Here is an 18,329-nt window from a genome sequence, read left to right as displayed (position 1 = left end):
GCCCGGGATGTCCCGGATGGCGCGCAGGCCACTCCCGATCCACACATCGTTCACAGCGTGCGCACATCGACACGCTCGCAAAGTGTAGTCGTTACAACCAGCTAAAAAGTTATCCATAGCGATTGTGATCCTGTGGACAAGTCTGCAAGGTAGATCGTCGCGATCCGTCGTCGCGATGTGCGGCGACGAATCGGCGAAACGGAAAAGGGGTGGACGATGAAGACGCCTTCCACGCTCGTGTTCAGTCCGCGTCCGCGTGAAGCGCTGCGCCTGGCCGACGCGCTGCGCGCCGCCGCCGTCGACGTCACGTGCGCGGAGGTCGATCACGTCGCCGCCGAACTCGTCGCCGCGTGTGCAGTCGACGCCGTGGTCGTCGACGCGGACGCGGGCGTGCCCGCGTCGGTGTGGTCGGCCGCGCGGTCGACGCGCACGCCGGTCGTGGGCATCTCGGCCCGCGCCGGCGAGATCGGCTCGTGGGTTCGCGACTGCGGGCTGTCCCACGTCGTCGTCGCTCCCGGTTGCGCGGATGCGTTCGGCGCGATCGAGCCGCGCGATCTGCGATCGACGATCGCCAAGCTCGTCGCCGGCACGCCGTTCGGCATCGCGCGCTACGTCGCGTCCGCTCCGATCGCGTACACCATTCGCGACGGCGCGGGCGCGCACCGCGCCGCCGTTCACATGCGCGACGATCTGCGCGCGCGCGGACTCGAGCGGCACGAGGCGGCCCGCGCAGCGCTGCTCGCCCACCAGCTCGCCGAGCGAGCCGTCGATGGCGGCGGTGCGGTGAAGCTGGCGATCGCGGTCGACGCCGACGCGCTCGCCGTGGGCGCGCGTTTCGGCCCGGTCGAGGTCAACGCGCTGCTCGACGCGGTGCCCGCGTGGCTGGGCGATGCGCGCTCGGCGTCGCCGCTTGCCGACGCGCTCGGCGTGCCGTCGGTCGTGGCGTGGTGTCGGTCGCTCGTGGTCAACGTCGCGCCCGACGTGGCGACCGAGATCATCGGCATCTTGCCGCGCCGGATCGAGGCGCCGCCGCCGGCCGCGCTGCACCTGTCGCTGTCCCGCGCGCTCGCGCGCGACGACGCCGTGCCGCGCGCGAGCATCGACCTGTCGGACAGCATGCGCCAGCAACTGCGCGCGACCCTCGCGCGCGGGCCGGCGGCCGGAGGCGTGTGCGAGCCGATCGCCGCGGAGTGTACGGCCGGCGTGTCGCTTGCGCCGGCGGCGACGGTCGACGTGCTCGCGGCGCTGCGCGCGTCGGCCGGCGGCACGGCCGCGCTCAAATGCGCGCTCGACTTTCTGGCCACGCGGTTTGCCGGCGGCGTGGTGTTCGAGGTGGCCGGCGGCGCCGCGCGCGTGTGGGGCGCGGCGGGGACGATCGCCGATCCGCGCGGGCTGCAGGCGTTCTTCGTGGCGCTCGACGACGCCTGCGCGCTCGCGTTCGTGGCGCGCGAGGCGGCGCTCGTGCGCGGCGCGCCGGGACGCTCCGGGCCGGATCGCGCGCTCGCGCGGCTGGTCGCCGGCGTCGAGGGCGCCTATGCGCTGTCGCTGTCGGTCGCCGTCGGCGGCGGCGTTCGCTACATCCTGTACGGCGCGCAGCCGCGCGGGTCGGCCGACCGCGCGGCCGCGGACCTGGAACTCGTCGGCGCGGAGCTGGCGCGGGCGTTGGCGCGCGGCCAGCCGGGGGTCGCGCGTTCGCCGGCCGCGGCTTCGCTCACGGCGTGATCGCACGCCGGCGCGGAGGCCGTCCGTCGCTACGCCTTGGCCACGGCCGCGTTCCACCGCGCGAGGTGCGCGTCGATCGCGGCGCGGTCCGGCGTCGGCTCGAACGCGCGCTGCTGTCGCCAGACGCCGGCCACCTGCGCCGCGTCGCGCCACACGCCGGCGCCGATGCCGGCGAGGAACGCGGCGCCCAGCGCGGTCGTCTCGAGGATCTCCGGTCGCGCGATGCGCACGCCGAGCACGTCGGCCTGAAACTGCATGAGCAGGTCGTTGGCCGCTGCGCCGCCGTCGACCTTGAGCGACGTGAGCGTGCGTCCCGAGTCCTGCTGCATCGCCTGCAGGATGTCGTAGTTTTGCAGCGCGATGCCTTCGAGCGTCGCGCGCGCGATGTGCGCCGCGGTCGTCCCTCGGGTGAGGCCGGTAATCAGGCCGCGCGCGTCCGGTCGCCAGTGCGGCGCGCCGAGGCCCGCGAACGCGGGCACGACCACGACGCCGCCCGAGTCCGGGACCGACGCGGCGAGCGCCTCGATGTCGGCCGCCCGTTCGATCAGCCCGAGCCCGTCGCGCAGCCACTGGACGGCCGCGCCGGCGATGAACGCCGAGCCCTCGAGCGCGTACGCGACCTCGTCGGCCACCTTCCACGCGACGGTGGTCAGCAGTCCGTGGCGGGACGCCACCGGTTGCCCGCCCGTGTTCATCAAGATGAACGCGCCGGTGCCGTAGGTACACTTGGCGTCGCCGGGCGAAACGCACGCCTGGCCGAACAGCGCCGCCTGCTGGTCGCCGGCCATCCCCGATACGGGTACGCCGTCGGGCACGCCGGGGACGCCGCGCGTGTGGCCATATACCTCGGCCGAGCCGCGCACCTCGGGAAGGACCGCGCGCGGCACGTCGAACAGCGCCAGCATGTCGTCGTCCCACGCCAGCGACTCGAGGCCGAAAAGCAGCGTGCGCGACGCGTTGCTCACGTCGGTGACGTGCGCGCCGCCCGTGAGCCGGTACACCAGATACGAGTCGACCGTGCCGAACGCGAGGTCGCCGCGGGCGGCGCGCGCGCGCAGGTCGGCATCCTGGTCGAGCATCCACTTGAGCTTCGTGCCGCTGAAGTACGGGTCGAGCACGAGCCCGGTCGTCGCGCGCACGCGCTGCTCGTGGCCGGCGGCCTTGAGGTCGGCGCACAGGTCGGCGGTGCGGCGGTCCTGCCACACGATCGCCGTGCGCACCGGTTCGCCGGTCGCGCGATCCCAGAGCAGCGTCGTCTCGCGCTGATTGGTGATCCCGATCGCCGCGATCGCATCGCGGGAAAGCGACGCCTGTCCGAGCGCGTCGGCCAGCGCGCCGGTGACCGACTCCCAGATGTCGTTCGGATCGTGCTCGACCCATCCCGGCTGCGGATAGATCTGGCGGAACTCGCGGTAGCCGCGCGCCACGACGCGCAGCGTCTCGTCGAGGATCAGCACGGTCGTGCCCGTCGTTCCCTGGTCGATCGAGATGACGTGTTTCATGCGGCGCCTCCCCAGTGGGTGTCGGACAGATGGGTGTCGAAGAACCGGCCGACCTCGTCGGCCACGAGGTCGCGTTCGACGTCGATCGTGATGACGTGGAAGCTATCGCACAGGGTGCGCCGGCGGACCACCCGCGCGCCGATCGCGCGCTCGATCTCGTCGGCGCACGCGGGCGGAACGGTGTGATCGCGGCGGGAGTGGACGACCAGGGTCGGGGCGCGGACGAACGGCAGCTCGCGCCGCACGACCTGGACGAAGCGGTCGAGTTCGCCAAGGGCCCGCACCGGGATGACCGGGTACGACGGGTTGTGCGCGCGCATGGCCGGGTCGCGCACGTCCGAGCCGCCCCGCTTGGGCAGCGCGCGGACGCGGCGTGCCAGCGGCGGCAGCGCCAGCGCGCGCAGCGCGAGCCGCGCGGCGCGCGGCAGCCACACCGGCGCCGCGAGGGCCGCGACCGCCGCGACGTCGTCGGGCCGGTGGCGCGCGGTGTGCAGCGCCAGCGCGCCGCCGAGCGACATCCCCGCGATCGCGACGCGCTCGCACCGCGCCAGCAGGCCGTCCAGCGCGCGGTCGACCGCCCGGGCCCAGTCGAGCCACGTCGTCCGGTCGAGGTCGGCGGGGGACGTGCCGTGGCCCGGCAGCCGCGGGGCCGACACGGTGAGCCCGCGGCGGTGGAGTGCCTCGGCCAGCGGTCGCACCTCGAACGGCGTGCCGGTGAACCCGTGAACGCACAGCGCCCCGCGTGGGCCGCCGGGCAGGTCGAATGGGTCGGCGTCGCCCACGCCTCATGGCCTATCACACCCCGGCGTACATTGACAGCCGGGGAAACGGCGGCTTAGAACCCGAAAGGGGAGCCGTGCGGTCGATGTCCGAGTGGAAGACTCGCATCACGAAGGTCCAGATCGTCAAGCCGAAGGCGGCCGACGGCGAAGCGTGCCTCGTGCTCATTTATCCGCCCGGGCCGACGATGGGCAAGCGGTTCCCGCTCGACGCGGACGAGATCATCGTCGGGCGCGGCGGCGACTGCGATATCCAGATCGACCGCGACTCCGTGTCTCGCCGGCACGCGCGGCTGTACCGCACCGGCCGCGGTTGGGAAGTCGAGGACCTGGGGTCCACGAACGGCTCGTACATCAACGACGTGCCGATCGACCGGTCGCCGCTGCGCGACCGCGACTTCCTCAAGGTGGGCGCCGCAATTTTCAAGTTTCTCAGCGGCGACAGCATCGAGTCGTCGTACCACGAGGAGATCTACCGCCTGACGATCATCGATGCGCTCACCGGCGCCCACAACAAGCGCTACTTTCTCGAGTTCCTCGACCGCGAGATCGCGCGGTGTACGCGATACGGCCGGCCGCTGTCGCTGCTGATGTTCGACATCGACCACTTCAAGGCGATCAACGACCAGCACGGCCACCTCACCGGCGATTTCGTGTTGCGGGAGCTGGCCCGGCGGCTGCTGCGCCGCATCCGCAAGGAGGAACTGCTGGCTCGCTACGGCGGTGAGGAGTTCGCAGCGGTGCTGCCCGAGACCGGGCACGCCGGAGCGATGGAGTTCGCCGAGCAGATCCGCCGGATCGTCGCGGACGAGGAGTTCGAGTACGAGCACGACCGCTTCCCGGTGACGATCTCGGTCGGGGTCGCGACGATCGAGGGCACGCAGCCGATCGATGCGTCCGCATTCGTCAAAATGGCCGACGACAACCTGTACCGGGCCAAGCGCGCGGGCCGCAACTGCGTGGTCGGCTGAGCGCCGCCTCGCGCCGTCACAGGTAGTAGCGGCGGCCGCGCCAGAACTCGCGCGCCCCACCGGCGACCGACGCCGCGAGCGCAGCCGCCGCCAGCGGTGTGATCGCGCCAGCGCGGGCGGTGTGCGCCGCCCACAGCGCCGCCGCGAGCAACGCGACCGCCGGCCCGGTTCGCGCCGCCCACGCCAGCGCGCCGCCCTCGGCGCCGTGGTGGGCCAGCAGGTTGTCGAGGCCGCCGACGGCGAGTTCGACGCACACCACGCCAATCGGCAGCGCGGGCGGGATGCCTCCCGCGACTAGCGCGGGCACGGCCGCCAGCGGGATGGCGACCGCGCTGGCGATGCGCACCAGGTCCGACGCCGCCGGCGCACCCGTACCGCGCAACTGGCGCACGCCGCCGACGACGTAGTCGATGCCACTACCCCAGGTGAACGCGAGGATGCCGAGCGTGATCCACCAGAACGTGTCGCGCAGCGACGCGGGCAGCAGCGTCGCCGCCAGCGCCGCCGTCATCGCCAGCATGATGACCGCGCCGCGCCACACGCGGCGGCGGGCCAGCCACATGGCGACGATCGCCGCGACCACGATCGCCGCGCTGGCGCTGACCGCGATCCACACGACGGTGCGGTCGCCGACGAGGCCGATGAACAGGATCGTCGCGGCCGCTTGCATCTGCACCCACGTTTTGACCTTGGCGAAGTAGCTCGTTCGCAGGCGCACACCGCGGCGCTCGTAGATCGTGCGCAGCGCCGTCACCAGCAGCTCGCGCACGAAGATCAGCGCGACGAGGTCCGCCGGCAGCCAGCCGAGGTGAACCAGTGGCAGGAAGATCACCGCGACGAACAGCTTGTCGGCGATCGGGTCCATCAGGGCACCGAGCACCGTTGGGCCGTGCTTGCGCGCGAGGTAGCCGTCGACGAAATCGGTCATCGCGATGATCGCGCCGACGCCGAACGCCCACCAGCGACCGGCGCGCCCCTGATAGAACAGCCACACCATCAGCGGCATGACGGCGATGCGCGCGAACGTCACGCGATTGGCCGTGAGCCACGGCTTGCCCACGCAAGCGACGCTACGCCACCGCCGCCGCGGGGGCAAGCGCGGGACGCCGGCGGCCGAAACGGCGAGCGGCCCGCCGCAGCGGGCCGCCGCCGAGTCGTTCCGCGCGCGCCGTTACTCGACGACGCAGCGCACGATCGTGTGGGTCCCGGTCGGCACCGAGCGGTTTTCGGGGAAGACCTTCACGGCGAGCCGGGTCTCGGTGTCGGCGCACTGCATGGGATCCTCCTCGATCACCCAGCAGGGTAGCACCGACGAACTCGCCGGGTCGGCCTCGTTGTCGCACTTGGCCATCGGCGTTTCCTCCTGGCGGTCGGTGCCGGGGAAGCGCACGTCGGACACCTGACACTCGATCGGATCCGTCTTGATGTTGCCCTCGAGGCACGGCGTTCCGATCACCGCTTTGAGCAGCTCGGCGATGACGGTGAGCGCGTCCGACAGGTCCTCGTTGCAGATCGTCGTGACGGTGTTGCGCTGCGGGAACGCATCGAGGAAGGTCTTGATGCGAACGGCCGGCGCGGCCTCGCCGGAGCCGCTCTGGCAGCTCGGCTGCAGCTCCGGATTTCCGTTCATGTCCGGCGCGACGACGACCGGCTCGGGGTTGCCGATGATGCCGGCCACGATGACTTGCTGCGGGTCGTCCTTGAGCCCCTTGAAGAAGTCGATGTAGTGCTGCACCGGATACATGTAGCGCGAGTCCTCGCGCGGCGCGCACTCGGCCTTCGTGCCGGGCTGGCGCGGGTTGTCCGGGTTGCACTTGACGCCGAACTCGAAGCAACGGAACGACGACAGCGGGCCGAGCGGGTCGTCGATCGAGTTTTGCGCGGTGTCGAACATGTTCTCGTCTTCGGTCGAGCAGTCGTCCTCGTCCGAGATGATGATGATCGCGAGGAACGCATCCTTGCGCAAAAAGCCCTGGTTTTGCGCGTTGCGGCCGTCGAGCGCGCGGAGCGCCGACTCCAGCGGCTGCTCGAAGCCGCAGCCGTCGGTTCCGAGCTTCGCGATGCAGCCGAACGTCTCCGCGAGGTCGCCCGTGTAGTTCGTCTGCCGCGTGCCGTCGGGGTTGGCGATGTCGACGATGAACTGGCCCGACGGCGGCGAGCAGCCCGCCTTGCGCGGGACGTTCTGCAACACGCCGTTGTCGCCTTCGCCGGAGCAGCCCGAGATGTTGAACGGGCCCGCGCCGACGTCGGTGGACACGACGCCGATGTGGACGTTGGGCAACCCGCCTTCGATGTTGGCGAGGACGTTGATGAACCGGTTGAAGTTCTGCTCGAGGGAGTTCTGCTCCTCGGCCATCGAGCCCGAGTTGTCGACCACGAACAGGATGTCGATGTCGCGGTTGAGTTCGACCGGGATGTCCTTGTATTGCTCGCCGTTCTGGTTCGGCTTGACCTCGGACACTTCTCGGTTGATGCACGCCGACCCGGCGGCGACGAGCGCGGCGGCGAACAGCAGTGCGGGTAGACGACGAGTCATGGCGACGATCCTCCTGAGCCGAGCGGCGGGGCCTGGTGGCTCGACCGCGTAGGGCAGCTTCGCGAATGGACGCGGCATTGTAAAAGCAAATGGCCTGCCATGGGGACCCCCGCGCGCTTTCAACCGGTTACAACCCGCCCGCCTCCCCGCGGCTTCCCGTCGTTGGCAGCGTCGCCAACCACGTTGGCGGGTCGACCGCCGCGCGCGCTCGGCGTGGGCTCGCCCGCGGCGCGGCGCTGGCCCGGCGAGGGCGGCTCGCGCGCGAAAATGGCGCCCGCGGGCGCCCGAGTGATACACTTTCGGCACCTTGGGGACGCCTGCGTCGACCGCGGTGCCGCGCGCGCCGGAGAGGGCTCGGCGCGCGCTGCGGCGCGCGCTCGTGGGCGAACCGGACGCCGCCCAGCGGGACGCCATCCACCTCATGCTCGCCGCTCGCGGCATGGCGGTGGACGCCGCGGCCGCCGCGGACGCCGCGGTTCGCGCCGCGCGCGAGGGCCGCTACGATCTCGTGCTGTGCGACCGGGCGTGGGTGGGCGCGCTCGTCGCGGCGGCTCCGGACGCGACCGTCGTCGCGCTGGGCGAGTCGCGCGACGCCTACGACTGGCTGGCGCGCCCGGTCCACCCGGACAGTCTCGACCAGGTCCTGCGCCGGGCCGGCGAGCGGGTGGCGCTGCTGCGCGAAAACGCGGCGCTGCGCGGAGCGCGGCCGCGGCTGCGGGCCGAGCCGGACGACGGCGCGATCGCCGGGCTGGTCGGTCGCAGTCCGGCCATGCGGCGGGTCATCCGCGAGGTGCGCCAGGTCGCGCCGTACAAGGCCAACGTGCTCATCACCGGCGAAAGCGGCACCGGCAAGGAACTCGTGGCCCGCGCGCTGCACGACCTGAGCCCGCGGGCGCGCGGGCCGTTCGTCGCCGTCAACTGCGGAGCGATCCCGCCCGGTCTGATCGAGTCGGAACTGTTCGGCCACCGGCGCGGCGCGTTCACCGACGCGGTGCGCGACAAGCGCGGCATGTTCGAGGAGGCCGACGGCGGCACCCTGTTTCTCGACGAGATCGGCGAGTTGCCGGTCGAACTTCAGGTCAAGTTGCTGCGCGCGCTCCAGGAGGAGGAGGTTCGGCCCGTCGGCGCATCGGTGGCCGTGCGGGTGGACGTCCGGGTGGTCGCCGCGACCGTGCGCGATCTCGATGCCGACGTGGCGGCGGGGCGTTTTCGCGAGGATCTGTACTACCGGCTGAAGGTCGTCCCGATCGAACTTCCGCCGCTGCGCGAGCGGCGCGAGGACATTCCGGCGCTCGTCGACCATTTCGTGCGCCGGTACGCCGACAAGCACGCGACGGCCGGCATGCCGGTGCGCGGCGTGACCCGCGAGGCGATGGCCGTCTTGGTCGACTATCCGTGGCCCGGCAACGTGCGCGAGCTGGAAAACGCGATCGAGCGGGCGATGGTGCTGTGCGACGGGCCCGAGATCACCGCGGAGCTGCTGGAGGAACGGCTGCGTCGGTCGGCGCGTCACCCGGCGGTGACCGCGGACCCGGACGACCTGTCGATCAAGAAGGCGTCGCGCGCCCTCGAGCGTCGGCTCATCGCGCAGGCGCTCGAGCGGACCGGCGGGAACCGGACGAACGCAGCGAAATTGCTCGAGATCTCTCATCGGGCCCTGCTGTACAAGATCAAGGAGTACGGGCTGTGATGCACAAAAGCAGCGGATTTCTTGCGTCCGTCGACTCGCCGCCGGTACGATGTGGGGCATCATCCCACCTTGTGGGATAAAGTCGGAGTTTAGGGCACACCATGGCCAAGAATTGCGTCGGTCTCGATATCGGTTCCAGCAGCGTCAAAGCGGTGCAGGTCAAGCAGACCAAGCGCGGCGTGCAACTTTTGGCGTTCGGCATGGAGCCGCTGATGCCCCAGACGATCGTGGACGGGACGATCATGGATCAGGGGGCGGTCGTCGAGGCGATCCGCGCGCTGTGGAGTCGGCTGAAGCTACGTCAAAAAGACGTGGCGATCGCCATCGCCGGCCACTCGGTGATCATCAAGAAGATCTCAGTGCCCCAGATGAGCGCCGCGGAGATCGACGAACAGATTCCCTACGAGGCCGAGCGCCACATCCCGTTCGCCAAAGACGACGTCGAGATCGACTACGAGGTCGTCAGCGACGCCAACGCCGCGGGCCAGATGGACCTGCTGCTGGTGGCCGCCAAGAAAGAGGTCGTCCACGACTACGCTTCGGTCGTGCGCGAGGCCGGTTTGCAGCCGGCGGTCGTGGACGTCGCGGCGTTCGCCGCGCAAAACGCTTTTGAGATCAACTACAGCCTCGCGCCCGACGAGACGGTGGTGCTGGTCAACGTGGGCGCCGCGATTTCCACGATCAACATCGTTCGCGGGTCGCAGAGCCTGTTCACCCGCGACGTTACGATCGGGGGCAACGCGATTACCGAGGAGATCCAGAAGCAGCTCAATGTCGCCGCCGACGAAGCCGAAGCCTACAAGGTCGGCGGCTCGTACGACGAGCACGGCGTCGTGCCGCAGGATGTCGAGCGCATCATCGAGGGCGTCGCCGACGTGATGGCCGGCGAGCTGCAGCGGTCGCTCGATTTCTTCCTCGCGACATCGGCGGACACGACCGTGAGCAAGATTTGCATGTCCGGCGGCACGGCGAAGATCGCGGCGTTGCACCGCGCGGTGGAGCGCCGGTCGCGGCTGCCGGTCGAGGTGGTGGATGCGTGGAAGAACGTCGCGGTCGAGCCGAAGCTGGACCAAGCGTATCTGGGGGCGCATTCGCAGGAGGCGCTCGTCGGATTGGGTCTCGCGCTGCGCGCGCCGGGAGACAAATAAATGATTCGCATCAACCTGCTTCCGCAGAAGAAGTCCAAGAAGGCCGACGCGGGTCAGCAGACGCTCGCGATCGGCTTCGCGATCGTGGCAGTGGTCGGGGTGCTGGTGTTCTTGCTCGTGCACCGGCCGCTGCAGGAGGAAATCGACAGCCAGCAGGCCGCGAACCAGGCGCTGAAGAAGAAGCTGTCGGCGCTGCGCGAGAAGACGAAGGACTTCGAAAAGCTGGAGGCGGCGTTCAAGGCGGCCCAGGCGCAAAAGGAAGCGATCGACCGGTTGCTGAACGCGCGGGTGACGCCGGCGTGGATGATGCACGAACTGTCCACGATCCTCACGAAGGACAAGAACCCGACGATGACGCCGGAGATGGCCAAACGCGTGCGCGAAGATCCCAACCGAGCCTGGGTTCAGGGCTGGGATCCGAAGCACGTGTGGATCACGAAGTTCGAGGAAAACGGCGGCACGATGCAGCTTTACGGTGCGGCGCAGTCCGATAGCGACATGACGCAGTTCGTGCTTCGACTCACGGCATCCGTCTACTTCGACGACGTGACCATTCAGAGCGGTGGCGAGACCTCGAACAAGGGCGCCGGCGTCTCGTTCTACAACTTCCTTCTTTCCGGGAAGGTGGTGTACTGATGGCTCGCCGAGATCTCGCCGCGGAACTCGCTCAGAAGCCGCTGGGCGTCAAACTCGCCGTTCTCGGCGGCGTGTTGGCGTTCCTCGGGTTCTTCTACTGGCAGTTCTTCTACTCGACCCTGGCCGACGAAAAGCGCGGGCTCCAGGCGGAACGGAGTCGCCTGTTGCGCGAGGAGACGTCGCTCAAGGAGCGCGAGCGCGCGTGGATCGAGCTGCTCCAGAAGAAAGAGGAACTCGACGAGGAACTCAAGAAGAACCAGGTCACCCTGCCGGCCTCGTCGGAGTTGCCCGCGTTCTTCATGCACCTGCAGAAGCAAGCGTCTGCCGCCGGGGTGACGATTACGAAATGGGCGCGCCGCAACGAGTCCGCGGTTGACACGTACGTCAAGGTGCCGGTTGCGCTCGAAGTCACCGGAACCTACTACCAGATCAAAAACTACTTCTACCTGCTGTCGAAGACGGACCGCATCATCAGCATCGGTTCACTGCGCCTCCTGCCGCACGACGTCAAGTCGGACGAGATCACGTTGAAGGCGTCGTTCGTGGCGATGACCTTCCGGCAGAAGGACAAGCCACCGGATACGTCGCTCGGCGAACTGGAGCCGGAGGAAGGCGGTCCGCCCGCGCCGAAGCGCGGCACCCGCGCCGGCGCCGGGCAGTTCGCAAAGCGGGCGCTCGAAGGCAGCGCGCCGGCACCGCAGCCGGGCGCGCAGCCGCCGCCGAAGCCGGCGCCGCAGCCGAAGCCGGGCGCGCAGCCGAAGCCGGCGCCGCAGCCGAAACCGGGCGCCGCGGACAACGCGAGTGGAGGGACGCAACAATGAACGCCCACGCGGTTCGCAGTCTGGTCCTCGGCCTGCTCGGAGTGGTTGCAGTCGGAACGCTGGCTTGCGGCGATGAGCCGCCGCCCGCGCGCCGGCGGAGCCCCGGCGACTCTCGCGCGCGGCCGCCGGCGCCTCCGCCGCCGCCGCCCGCGGCCGCCGGCGGCTACACCAAGGTGCCCGACGAGTACCGCCACGAGTTCACCGAGGACGATTTCAAGCCCGATCCTTCCGGTGACGTCAACCGCGACCCGTTCCGGTCGTACGTGTTCAACGCGCCGCGCACCGAGTCGAGCCAGGGAGCCGCGCCGGTGCTCGACGTCAACGACATCTGCACGAAGGACAACTCGGTCGCGTCGAATTACTCGCTGCGCAACTTGAAGCTGATCGGCATCGTGCTGCGAGGCACCAAGAGCTACGCGCTTTTCCGCGACAGCGGTGGCTACGGCCACATCGTGCGGCGCGCCGACTGCCTCGGCAAAGAAAAGGCGCGCGTGGACACGATCGGCACCGGCTTCGTCCGCCTCACCGTGATTCCCGAAGCGCCACCCGGTGCGCCGGCGCCCGCGCCGCAAACGCGCGACGTGCAGCTCTATCCGGAGGAGATCGAAGTCGAGGCGAACGGTTCGACTGCCTCGGCAGGCGAAGCGACCGAGTAGTTGGCGAGAGGAATCCTGTGAAGAAATTTGTGATCACGTTTTTCGTCAAGAGATAATTCGAGGACGGCGCAGGTCGGGCGGGGCCTGTGCCGGTAACAACTGAATCATTGCTGTTGCCACCTTCGGTGGCTGTCTCGGTTCGGCAACACCGCGTCACAGGCTCGCCTGTGTCCGCCTCGTGTTCGCAAGGAGAGACCCCATGTCCGCACACCCGCTCAATTCAACTTCCGCGCGCCGCCGTTTGCGGTTCGCCGCAATCCTCGCCGCACTGCTCGTGCCCGCGGCGACCGCGGCGGCCAGTCCGGCTCGCAACCGCGTCGTATCGGTCGAAGCGGGGGAGCACGCCGGCAAGACGACGATCGCGATTCGCGGGACGGCGACGCCGACGTTCACTGTGTACAAGCTCGGGAGCCCGAATCGCGTCGTGATCGACATCGCGAACGCCGAACTCGCGGCGGACGTCGGCGCTCAGGACGGGATCGCGACCTACGACGTCAACACCTGGGGCGTGGGCCAGGTGATGGCGCACGCGCTCGGCGGCGCACGGTCGACGGTGCGCGTCGTGGTCGGCATGGCGCGGCCGGGAACGTACGACGTACGCGCGGTGGGCCATGACGTGATCGTCGAGATTGCCCCGCGCGACCCGCCGCCGGCCGCGGGCGCGAATGCGTCGGAGTTGGCGCGCGCGCGCGCCGACGCGAAGCGCGCGCGGGCGGAGGCGGCGCGCGCGCGCAAGGCGGCGGCGGAAGCCGTCGCGCGTGCCGAGGCCAGCGCCAAGCAAGCGCGGCAAGCAGAACAAAAGGCAAAGCAGGAGGCGTTCGCGGCGCGTCTCGAGGCGAGCCAGGCGCGCGCCGCCGCGCGGCGCGCGCGCGACGAGGCGGACAACGCGCGCCGGGCGGCCGAAGCGGCGCTGGCGGCGGCGAACGCCAAAGCGCGGGCGGCCGCCGACGAGGTGAAGCGGGCCGAGGCGCTGCGCGAGGAAGCGGAGCGACAGCTCGCGGCGGCCCGGAAAGCCCGGCGAAGTGCGCAGCAGATCGCCGACGCGTCGCGCGCGCGGGCCGAGCGCGCGGCGGCGGACGCGGCCAAGGCGCGGGCTGACGCCGACGGCGCGCGCCGCGAGGCGCGGGCGCTCGAGGCGCGGGCGCAGGCCGCCGCCAAGGCAGGGCGCGACGATGCGCGCGCGCTGAGGCAGCGCGCCGAGCACGCCGCGGAGCGGGCCGAGCGGCTGCGGCGGGCAGCGGAGGTGGCTCTCGCGGAAGCGCAGGCGCGCCGCGCCGATGCGGAGCGGGCGGCGGCCGACGCGCGGCGTTCGCGCGAAGCCGCGATCGCGGCGGCGAGACAGGCGGAGGTGCGCCGGCGGGACGCCGAGCAGCGCCGGGCGGCGGCAGAAGAGGCGAAGGCGCGAGCCGAGCAAGCGCTCGCCGAAGCGCGCGCGCGGGCGGCGCGGGCCGAACAGCGGGCCAAGCGGGCGGCGGCGGCGGCGAAGGCGCGCAGTGCGTCCGAAAAGCGGGCCGTCGAGGCGGAACGCCGGGCGCGCGCGGAAGCGGAGCGGCTGCGCGCGTCGCTCGACGTCGCTCGCCGTCGCGTCGCGGAACTCGAATCGGAGAACGCAGACCGTCGCGCTCAACTGGTGCGCCTGAAAGCGCAGGCAGCTGACAGCGCGGCGGAACTGGAAAAGCTGCGTGCACAACGACAGCGCGTCGCTGAGGAGATCGCCGCGCTGCGCGCCGAGCGCGATCGTCTGCACCGCGATCGCGAGGCCGCGATCGCTCGCGCCGAACAGGCCGAACAGAAGGTCGCGGACGCCGCAAAGGCCAAGCGCGCGGCCGAGAGCGAGGCGGCCGCCGCGCAAGCCGAGGCGCGCGCACGCAAGCAAGAGGCGGAGCGCGCCCGCGCCGAGGCGGAGCGCGCCCGCGCCGAGGCGGAGCGCGCCCGCGCGGCGGCCCGGCGCGAGGCGGACGCGGCCAAAGCGCGGGCCCGCCGCGCACAGGCCGAGGCGGCCAAGGCGCGCGCCGAGGCGGCCGCCGCGCGCGCGGAGGCGGCGAAGACGCGCGCCGCGGCGACGGCCCGCGCCGCCCGGCGCGCCGAGGCAGCCGCCGCGCGCGCCGCGGCGGACACAGGCGATCGTCGCGAAGCGTCCCGGACCGCGGCCGTTCGTCTCGTGGACTACGACGACGCCGGACCGGTGGCCCGCGTCGTCGTCGCGGTCGACGGTGCGGCGGTGCCGAAGGTCGTCGCCGCCAAGGGCACGAAGGCGGTGCTCGAGATCGCCGGGGCTGCCATTCCAGCCGAACTCGAGCGTACCCTCGACACGACTCGGTTCGGCGGGCCGATCACCGCCGTCTCGTCGTACCGCGATCCGCGCGACCCGAACAAGGTGCGCGTCGTGGTCAACCTCAGCACGCCGGCGCGCAGCGTGCTCAAGCGCAAGGGCAACCTCTACTACTGGGAGTTCGCGAAACCGACGGGCGCGACGGCCGCGGCGCGACCGGCTGCTCCGGCGCCGGCGGGCCCGACGGTCGCCGCGTCGACGCCGATCACGAGCAAGACCGTCGCGCAGTCGTCGCGGCGTCGCAAGGTGTACCGCGGACGCAAGATCGACCTCGACTTCAAGGACGCCGACATCCACAACCTGTTGCGGCTGCTCGCGGACGTCGGCGGAGTGAACATCGTCGTGCCGGACGAGATTCGTGCGACCGTGACCGTGCGGTTGCGCAACGTGCCGTGGGACCAGGCCCTCGAGGTCATTTTGGAATCGAAGGGCTTGTGGTATCGGCGCGAGGGGACGCTCATCCGCGTCGCTCCGCGCAAACTGCTCGACGCCGAGGACAAGGCCGAGGCGGAGCGAATCGCGGCGCTCGCGCGCGCCGAGGCGCCGGAGCCCGAGATCTTCACCCTCAACTACGCCGTCGCCGATGAGATGAAAGGGCGCCTGACGCCGCTGCTTTCGCCCAAAGGCCGCATCGAGGTGGACAAGCGCACCAACTCGCTGATCGTCAACGACATCAGCGCCCACCGGCGGCGCATCATCGACCTGGTGTCGCGGCTCGACACGCAGACTCCGCAGATCCAGATCGAGGCGCGCATCGTCGAGGCGCGGTCGAGCTTCAGCCGGGAGTTCGGCGTGCAGTGGGGCGGCCGCGGCGCGGCGACCCAGGCGCGCGGGAACGCGACCGGCCTGATCTTCCCGAGCGACATCGAGATCGCCGGCGCGGCGGATGACACACAGACCAACTCGACCGGCGTGGCGGCGGTGCCGTCGGACTTCGCCGTCAATCTGCCGGCGGCGATCGGCAGCGGCGCGGGTGGCGGCCTCGGGTTCTCATTCGGCTCGGTCGGAGGCAACTTCAACATCAACCTGCGGTTGTCAGCGGCCGAGGACCAGGGGTCGATCCGGATCGTGTCCGCGCCGAAGATCACGACGCTCAACAACCGGAAAGCGGATATCAGCCAGGGCGTCTCGATCCCGATCTCCGTGATTTCGGCCAATGGTGTGCAGACGCAGTTCGTGCCGGCCGACCTGTCTTTGTCGGTGACGCCGCACGTGTCGCAGCGCGACTGTTCCATCGCGATGGATTTGGCGGTCACCAAGAACGAGGCCGACTTCGCGAACACCGGCGCACGCGGCGATCCGTCGATCTTGCGCAAGGAGGCGCGCACGTCGATCCTCGTCAATGACGGGGAGACGGCGGTCATCGGTGGCATCTACACCCGGTCGACGTCGTGGAGCCGCAAGAAGGTGCCGTTCTTTGCCGACCTGCCGGTGATCGGGTGGCTGTTCCGCAACAAGTCGGAGTCGGACGAACGCACCGAGGTGCTGGTGTTCATCACGCCGAAGATCACGAATCGCGCATTCTTGCGGTGCGAGTAGCGCCGTGCGGTACGCAACGGGATGCGCAAGGTCTTCGTCATCGGCTTCATGGCCAGCGGCAAGACCACCGTCGGCCGGGCGCTCGCGCGCGCTCTCGGTCTGCCCTTCGTGGATCTCGACGAGCGCATCGAGAGCGAGGCGGGCATGAGCGTCGCGGACATCTTCGCGGCGGAGAGCGAGGCCGGATTTCGGCGGCGAGAGCGCGCTGCGCTCGATGCGGTCGTCGCGGAAGGCGCCGCCGTGATCGCGACCGGAGGAGGGACGCCGTGTCTGCCCGGCGCGCTCGACCAGATGCGCTCGGCCGGTGCGGTCGTCGCGCTGCACGCACCGTTCGACGCGCTGCGCGCGCGCGTAGACGACCCGGCGTCGCGGCCGATGTTGGCGCGTCCGGTCGCCGCGCTCCGCGAGCTGTACGACGCGCGCCTGCCGGTGTATCGCCAGGCGCACTTCGGGGTCGACGTGCAAGAGCGGGATGTGGCCGACGTCGTGCGTGCGACGGTCGATGCGCTTGGCGCGTTCGATCGCGTGCCGGACGATGCGCGCGCGGCGTCTACCGTGGTCGCACTCGGGCGTCGGAGTTATCCGATCGTCGTGGCGCCCGGTGTGCTGCACCGGATCGGCGAATTCGTCGATGGCTACACCGCGGCTGCCATCGTCACCGACGAGCACGTCGCGCCGCACTACCTCGATCGACTTCGGGCTCGCGTCGAGCGCGCCGGCGTGCGCGCGGTCGAGGTCGTGATCCCGGCTGGCGAGGAGCACAAGACGCTTGCGACCGCGGGGTCGATCGCAGAGCGGTTGGTCGCAGCCGGCCTCGACCGCGGATCCGTGGTGATCGCGCTCGGCGGCGGGGTGGTCGGCGACATCGCCGGCTTCGTCGCGGCGATGCTGTTTCGCGGCGTCGACCTGGTGCAGGTGCCGACCACGCTGCTGGCGATGATCGATTCGTCGATCGGGGGCAAGACCGGCGTCGACCTGCCGGCCGGCAAGAACCTGGTCGGCGCGTTCTGGCAGCCGAAGGCAGTCGTCGCGGACACGGACACGCTCGCGACGTTGCCGGCGCGCGAACTGCGCGCGGCGGTCGGCGAACTCGTCAAGTACGCCCTTCTCGACTCCGAGGAGATGCTCGCGCTGTGCGAGCGGCTCGATCCGACCGACGCGACCCTCATCCGCCGGTGTGCGACGTTCAAGGCGTGGACGGTATCGCGCGACGAGCGCGAGGTCACCGGCGAGCGTGCGGTGCTCAACCTCGGCCACACGATCGGCCACGCGATCGAGGTCGCCGCCGGCTACGGAACGCTGTTGCACGGCGAGTGCGTCGCGCTGGGGCTGGTCGCCGCGTGCCGGGTGTCGGCAGCGCTCGGTCTGTGCGACCCGGCGCTGGAACGCCGCGTCGCCGCGCTGCTGTCGGCGCGCGGGCTCGACGTGGACGTCGATCGGTGGCTGCGGCCGGACGTGCTCGCTCACGTCGCGGTCGACAAGAAGCGGCGCGGCGACGCGATCCGGTTCGTGGCGATCGAACGGCCCGGTGCGCCGGTTGTGAAACCCCTGAAACTCGACGAGTTGTCGGGACTTTTGTACGATTGAAAGGTTTGGAGGACGCCATGCCTCGGTTGGACCTCGCACGGTCACTGGTCTTGTGTCTCGCGCTCGCCGGCTGCACGGATGCCGGCCGCACTCTCGTCATTGTGCAAAACCAGGTGCCGCTGTCCGGCTGCACGGTCAGCGCCGCGGAGAACGCCGAGTTTCGGGCGGTGGGGACCGTCGACCTGAACACCCAGGGAGGCTATCTGTTCTTCCCGCTGGTCAAGAATCTCGGCGAGTCGATCAAGGACAAGCCGTCGGCTCGCGTCGTGTCCGTGCGTGGCGCGGACGTGTCGCTGTCGTTCCCGGACGGAGTCGATGCGAGCGGCTTGACGGAACCTCTCGACACGACGGTGCGGTTCAGCGGCACGATCATGCCGGACGGCGGCACGGCCGCGTTCTCGTTCGAGCTC

14 protein-coding genes are annotated in these 18,329 nt (G+C 70.6%); 10 read left to right on the top strand and 4 right to left on the bottom strand.

Annotation, left to right across the window (positions count from 1 at the left end):
* The first annotated feature begins 216 nt into the window (after window positions 1-216).
* On the top strand, window positions 217-1,722 hold the full coding sequence (locus D6689_06370; protein RMH43050.1) for a hypothetical protein: 1,506 nt from the start codon (window positions 217-219) through the stop codon (window positions 1,720-1,722).
* Between the two features lie 29 nt (window positions 1,723-1,751).
* On the opposite strand, the gene glpK is transcribed toward D6689_06370, so the two are convergent.
* Entirely contained in the window at window positions 1,752-3,224 is a 1,473-nt protein-coding gene (gene glpK, locus D6689_06365; GenBank protein RMH43049.1) for a glycerol kinase, read from the bottom strand.
* On the bottom strand, window positions 3,221-4,006 hold the full coding sequence (locus tag D6689_06360; GenBank protein RMH43048.1) for an alpha/beta fold hydrolase: 786 nt from the start codon (window positions 4,004-4,006) through the stop codon (window positions 3,221-3,223). The genes glpK and D6689_06360 overlap by 4 nt, the downstream gene beginning before the upstream one ends.
* Window positions 4,007-4,089: 83 nt before the next feature.
* On the opposite strand from D6689_06360, the gene D6689_06355 reads away from it, so the two are divergent.
* Window positions 4,090-4,974 (top strand): diguanylate cyclase, encoded by an 885-nt coding sequence (locus tag D6689_06355; protein RMH43052.1) that lies wholly within the window; start codon window positions 4,090-4,092, stop codon window positions 4,972-4,974.
* 16 nt (window positions 4,975-4,990) lie between these two features.
* Here the strand turns inward: D6689_06355 and D6689_06350 are convergent, their stop codons facing one another.
* Entirely contained in the window at window positions 4,991-6,034 is a 1,044-nt protein-coding gene (locus tag D6689_06350) for a hypothetical protein (protein RMH43047.1), read from the bottom strand.
* Window positions 6,035-6,145: 111 nt separating this feature from the next.
* A complete protein-coding gene (locus tag D6689_06345; protein ID RMH43046.1) occupies window positions 6,146-7,510 on the bottom strand; it encodes a VWA domain-containing protein in 1,365 nt (454 codons plus the stop codon).
* 421 nt (window positions 7,511-7,931) lie between these two features.
* Here D6689_06345 and D6689_06340 point away from each other — a divergent pair, with 421 nt between their 5' ends.
* The 8 genes from D6689_06340 to D6689_06305 all read left to right on the top strand — a co-directional run.
* The gene (locus D6689_06340) at window positions 7,932-9,200 is read left to right on the top strand and encodes a sigma-54-dependent Fis family transcriptional regulator (protein ID RMH43051.1); all 1,269 of its coding nucleotides are present in this window, start codon (window positions 7,932-7,934) and stop codon (window positions 9,198-9,200) included.
* A 101-nt stretch (window positions 9,201-9,301) separates the two neighbouring features.
* Window positions 9,302-10,348, top strand: coding sequence for a type IV pilus assembly protein PilM (gene pilM / locus D6689_06335; GenBank protein ID RMH43045.1), 1,047 nt, complete (start codon window positions 9,302-9,304; stop codon window positions 10,346-10,348).
* Window positions 10,349-10,984, top strand: coding sequence for a hypothetical protein (locus D6689_06330; protein ID RMH43044.1), 636 nt, complete (start codon window positions 10,349-10,351; stop codon window positions 10,982-10,984).
* On the top strand, window positions 10,984-11,805 hold the full coding sequence (locus D6689_06325) for a hypothetical protein (GenBank protein RMH43043.1): 822 nt from the start codon (window positions 10,984-10,986) through the stop codon (window positions 11,803-11,805). Before D6689_06330 ends, D6689_06325 begins: the two co-directional genes overlap by 1 nt.
* Window positions 11,802-12,461, top strand: a complete 660-nt coding sequence (locus D6689_06320; protein RMH43042.1) for a hypothetical protein — start codon at window positions 11,802-11,804, stop codon at window positions 12,459-12,461. Before D6689_06325 ends, D6689_06320 begins: the two co-directional genes overlap by 4 nt.
* Before the next feature lie 199 nt (window positions 12,462-12,660).
* Entirely contained in the window at window positions 12,661-16,332 is a 3,672-nt protein-coding gene (pilQ, locus tag D6689_06315; protein RMH43041.1) for a type IV pilus secretin PilQ, read from the top strand.
* Window positions 16,333-16,353: 21 nt separating this feature from the next.
* The gene (aroB, locus tag D6689_06310; GenBank protein RMH43040.1) at window positions 16,354-17,919 is read left to right on the top strand and encodes a 3-dehydroquinate synthase; all 1,566 of its coding nucleotides are present in this window, start codon (window positions 16,354-16,356) and stop codon (window positions 17,917-17,919) included.
* A 5-nt stretch (window positions 17,920-17,924) separates the two neighbouring features.
* A partial coding sequence (locus tag D6689_06305) for a hypothetical protein (protein ID RMH43039.1) occupies window positions 17,925-18,329 on the top strand: 405 nt, incomplete at its 3' end.

Source organism: Deltaproteobacteria bacterium (assembly GCA_003696105.1).
In the GTDB taxonomy this organism is placed as follows: domain Bacteria; phylum Myxococcota_A; class Polyangia; order Haliangiales; family J016; genus J016.
The sequence above is the reverse complement of the archived record's forward strand: the minus strand, read 5'-3'. Positions and strand labels throughout refer to the sequence as shown.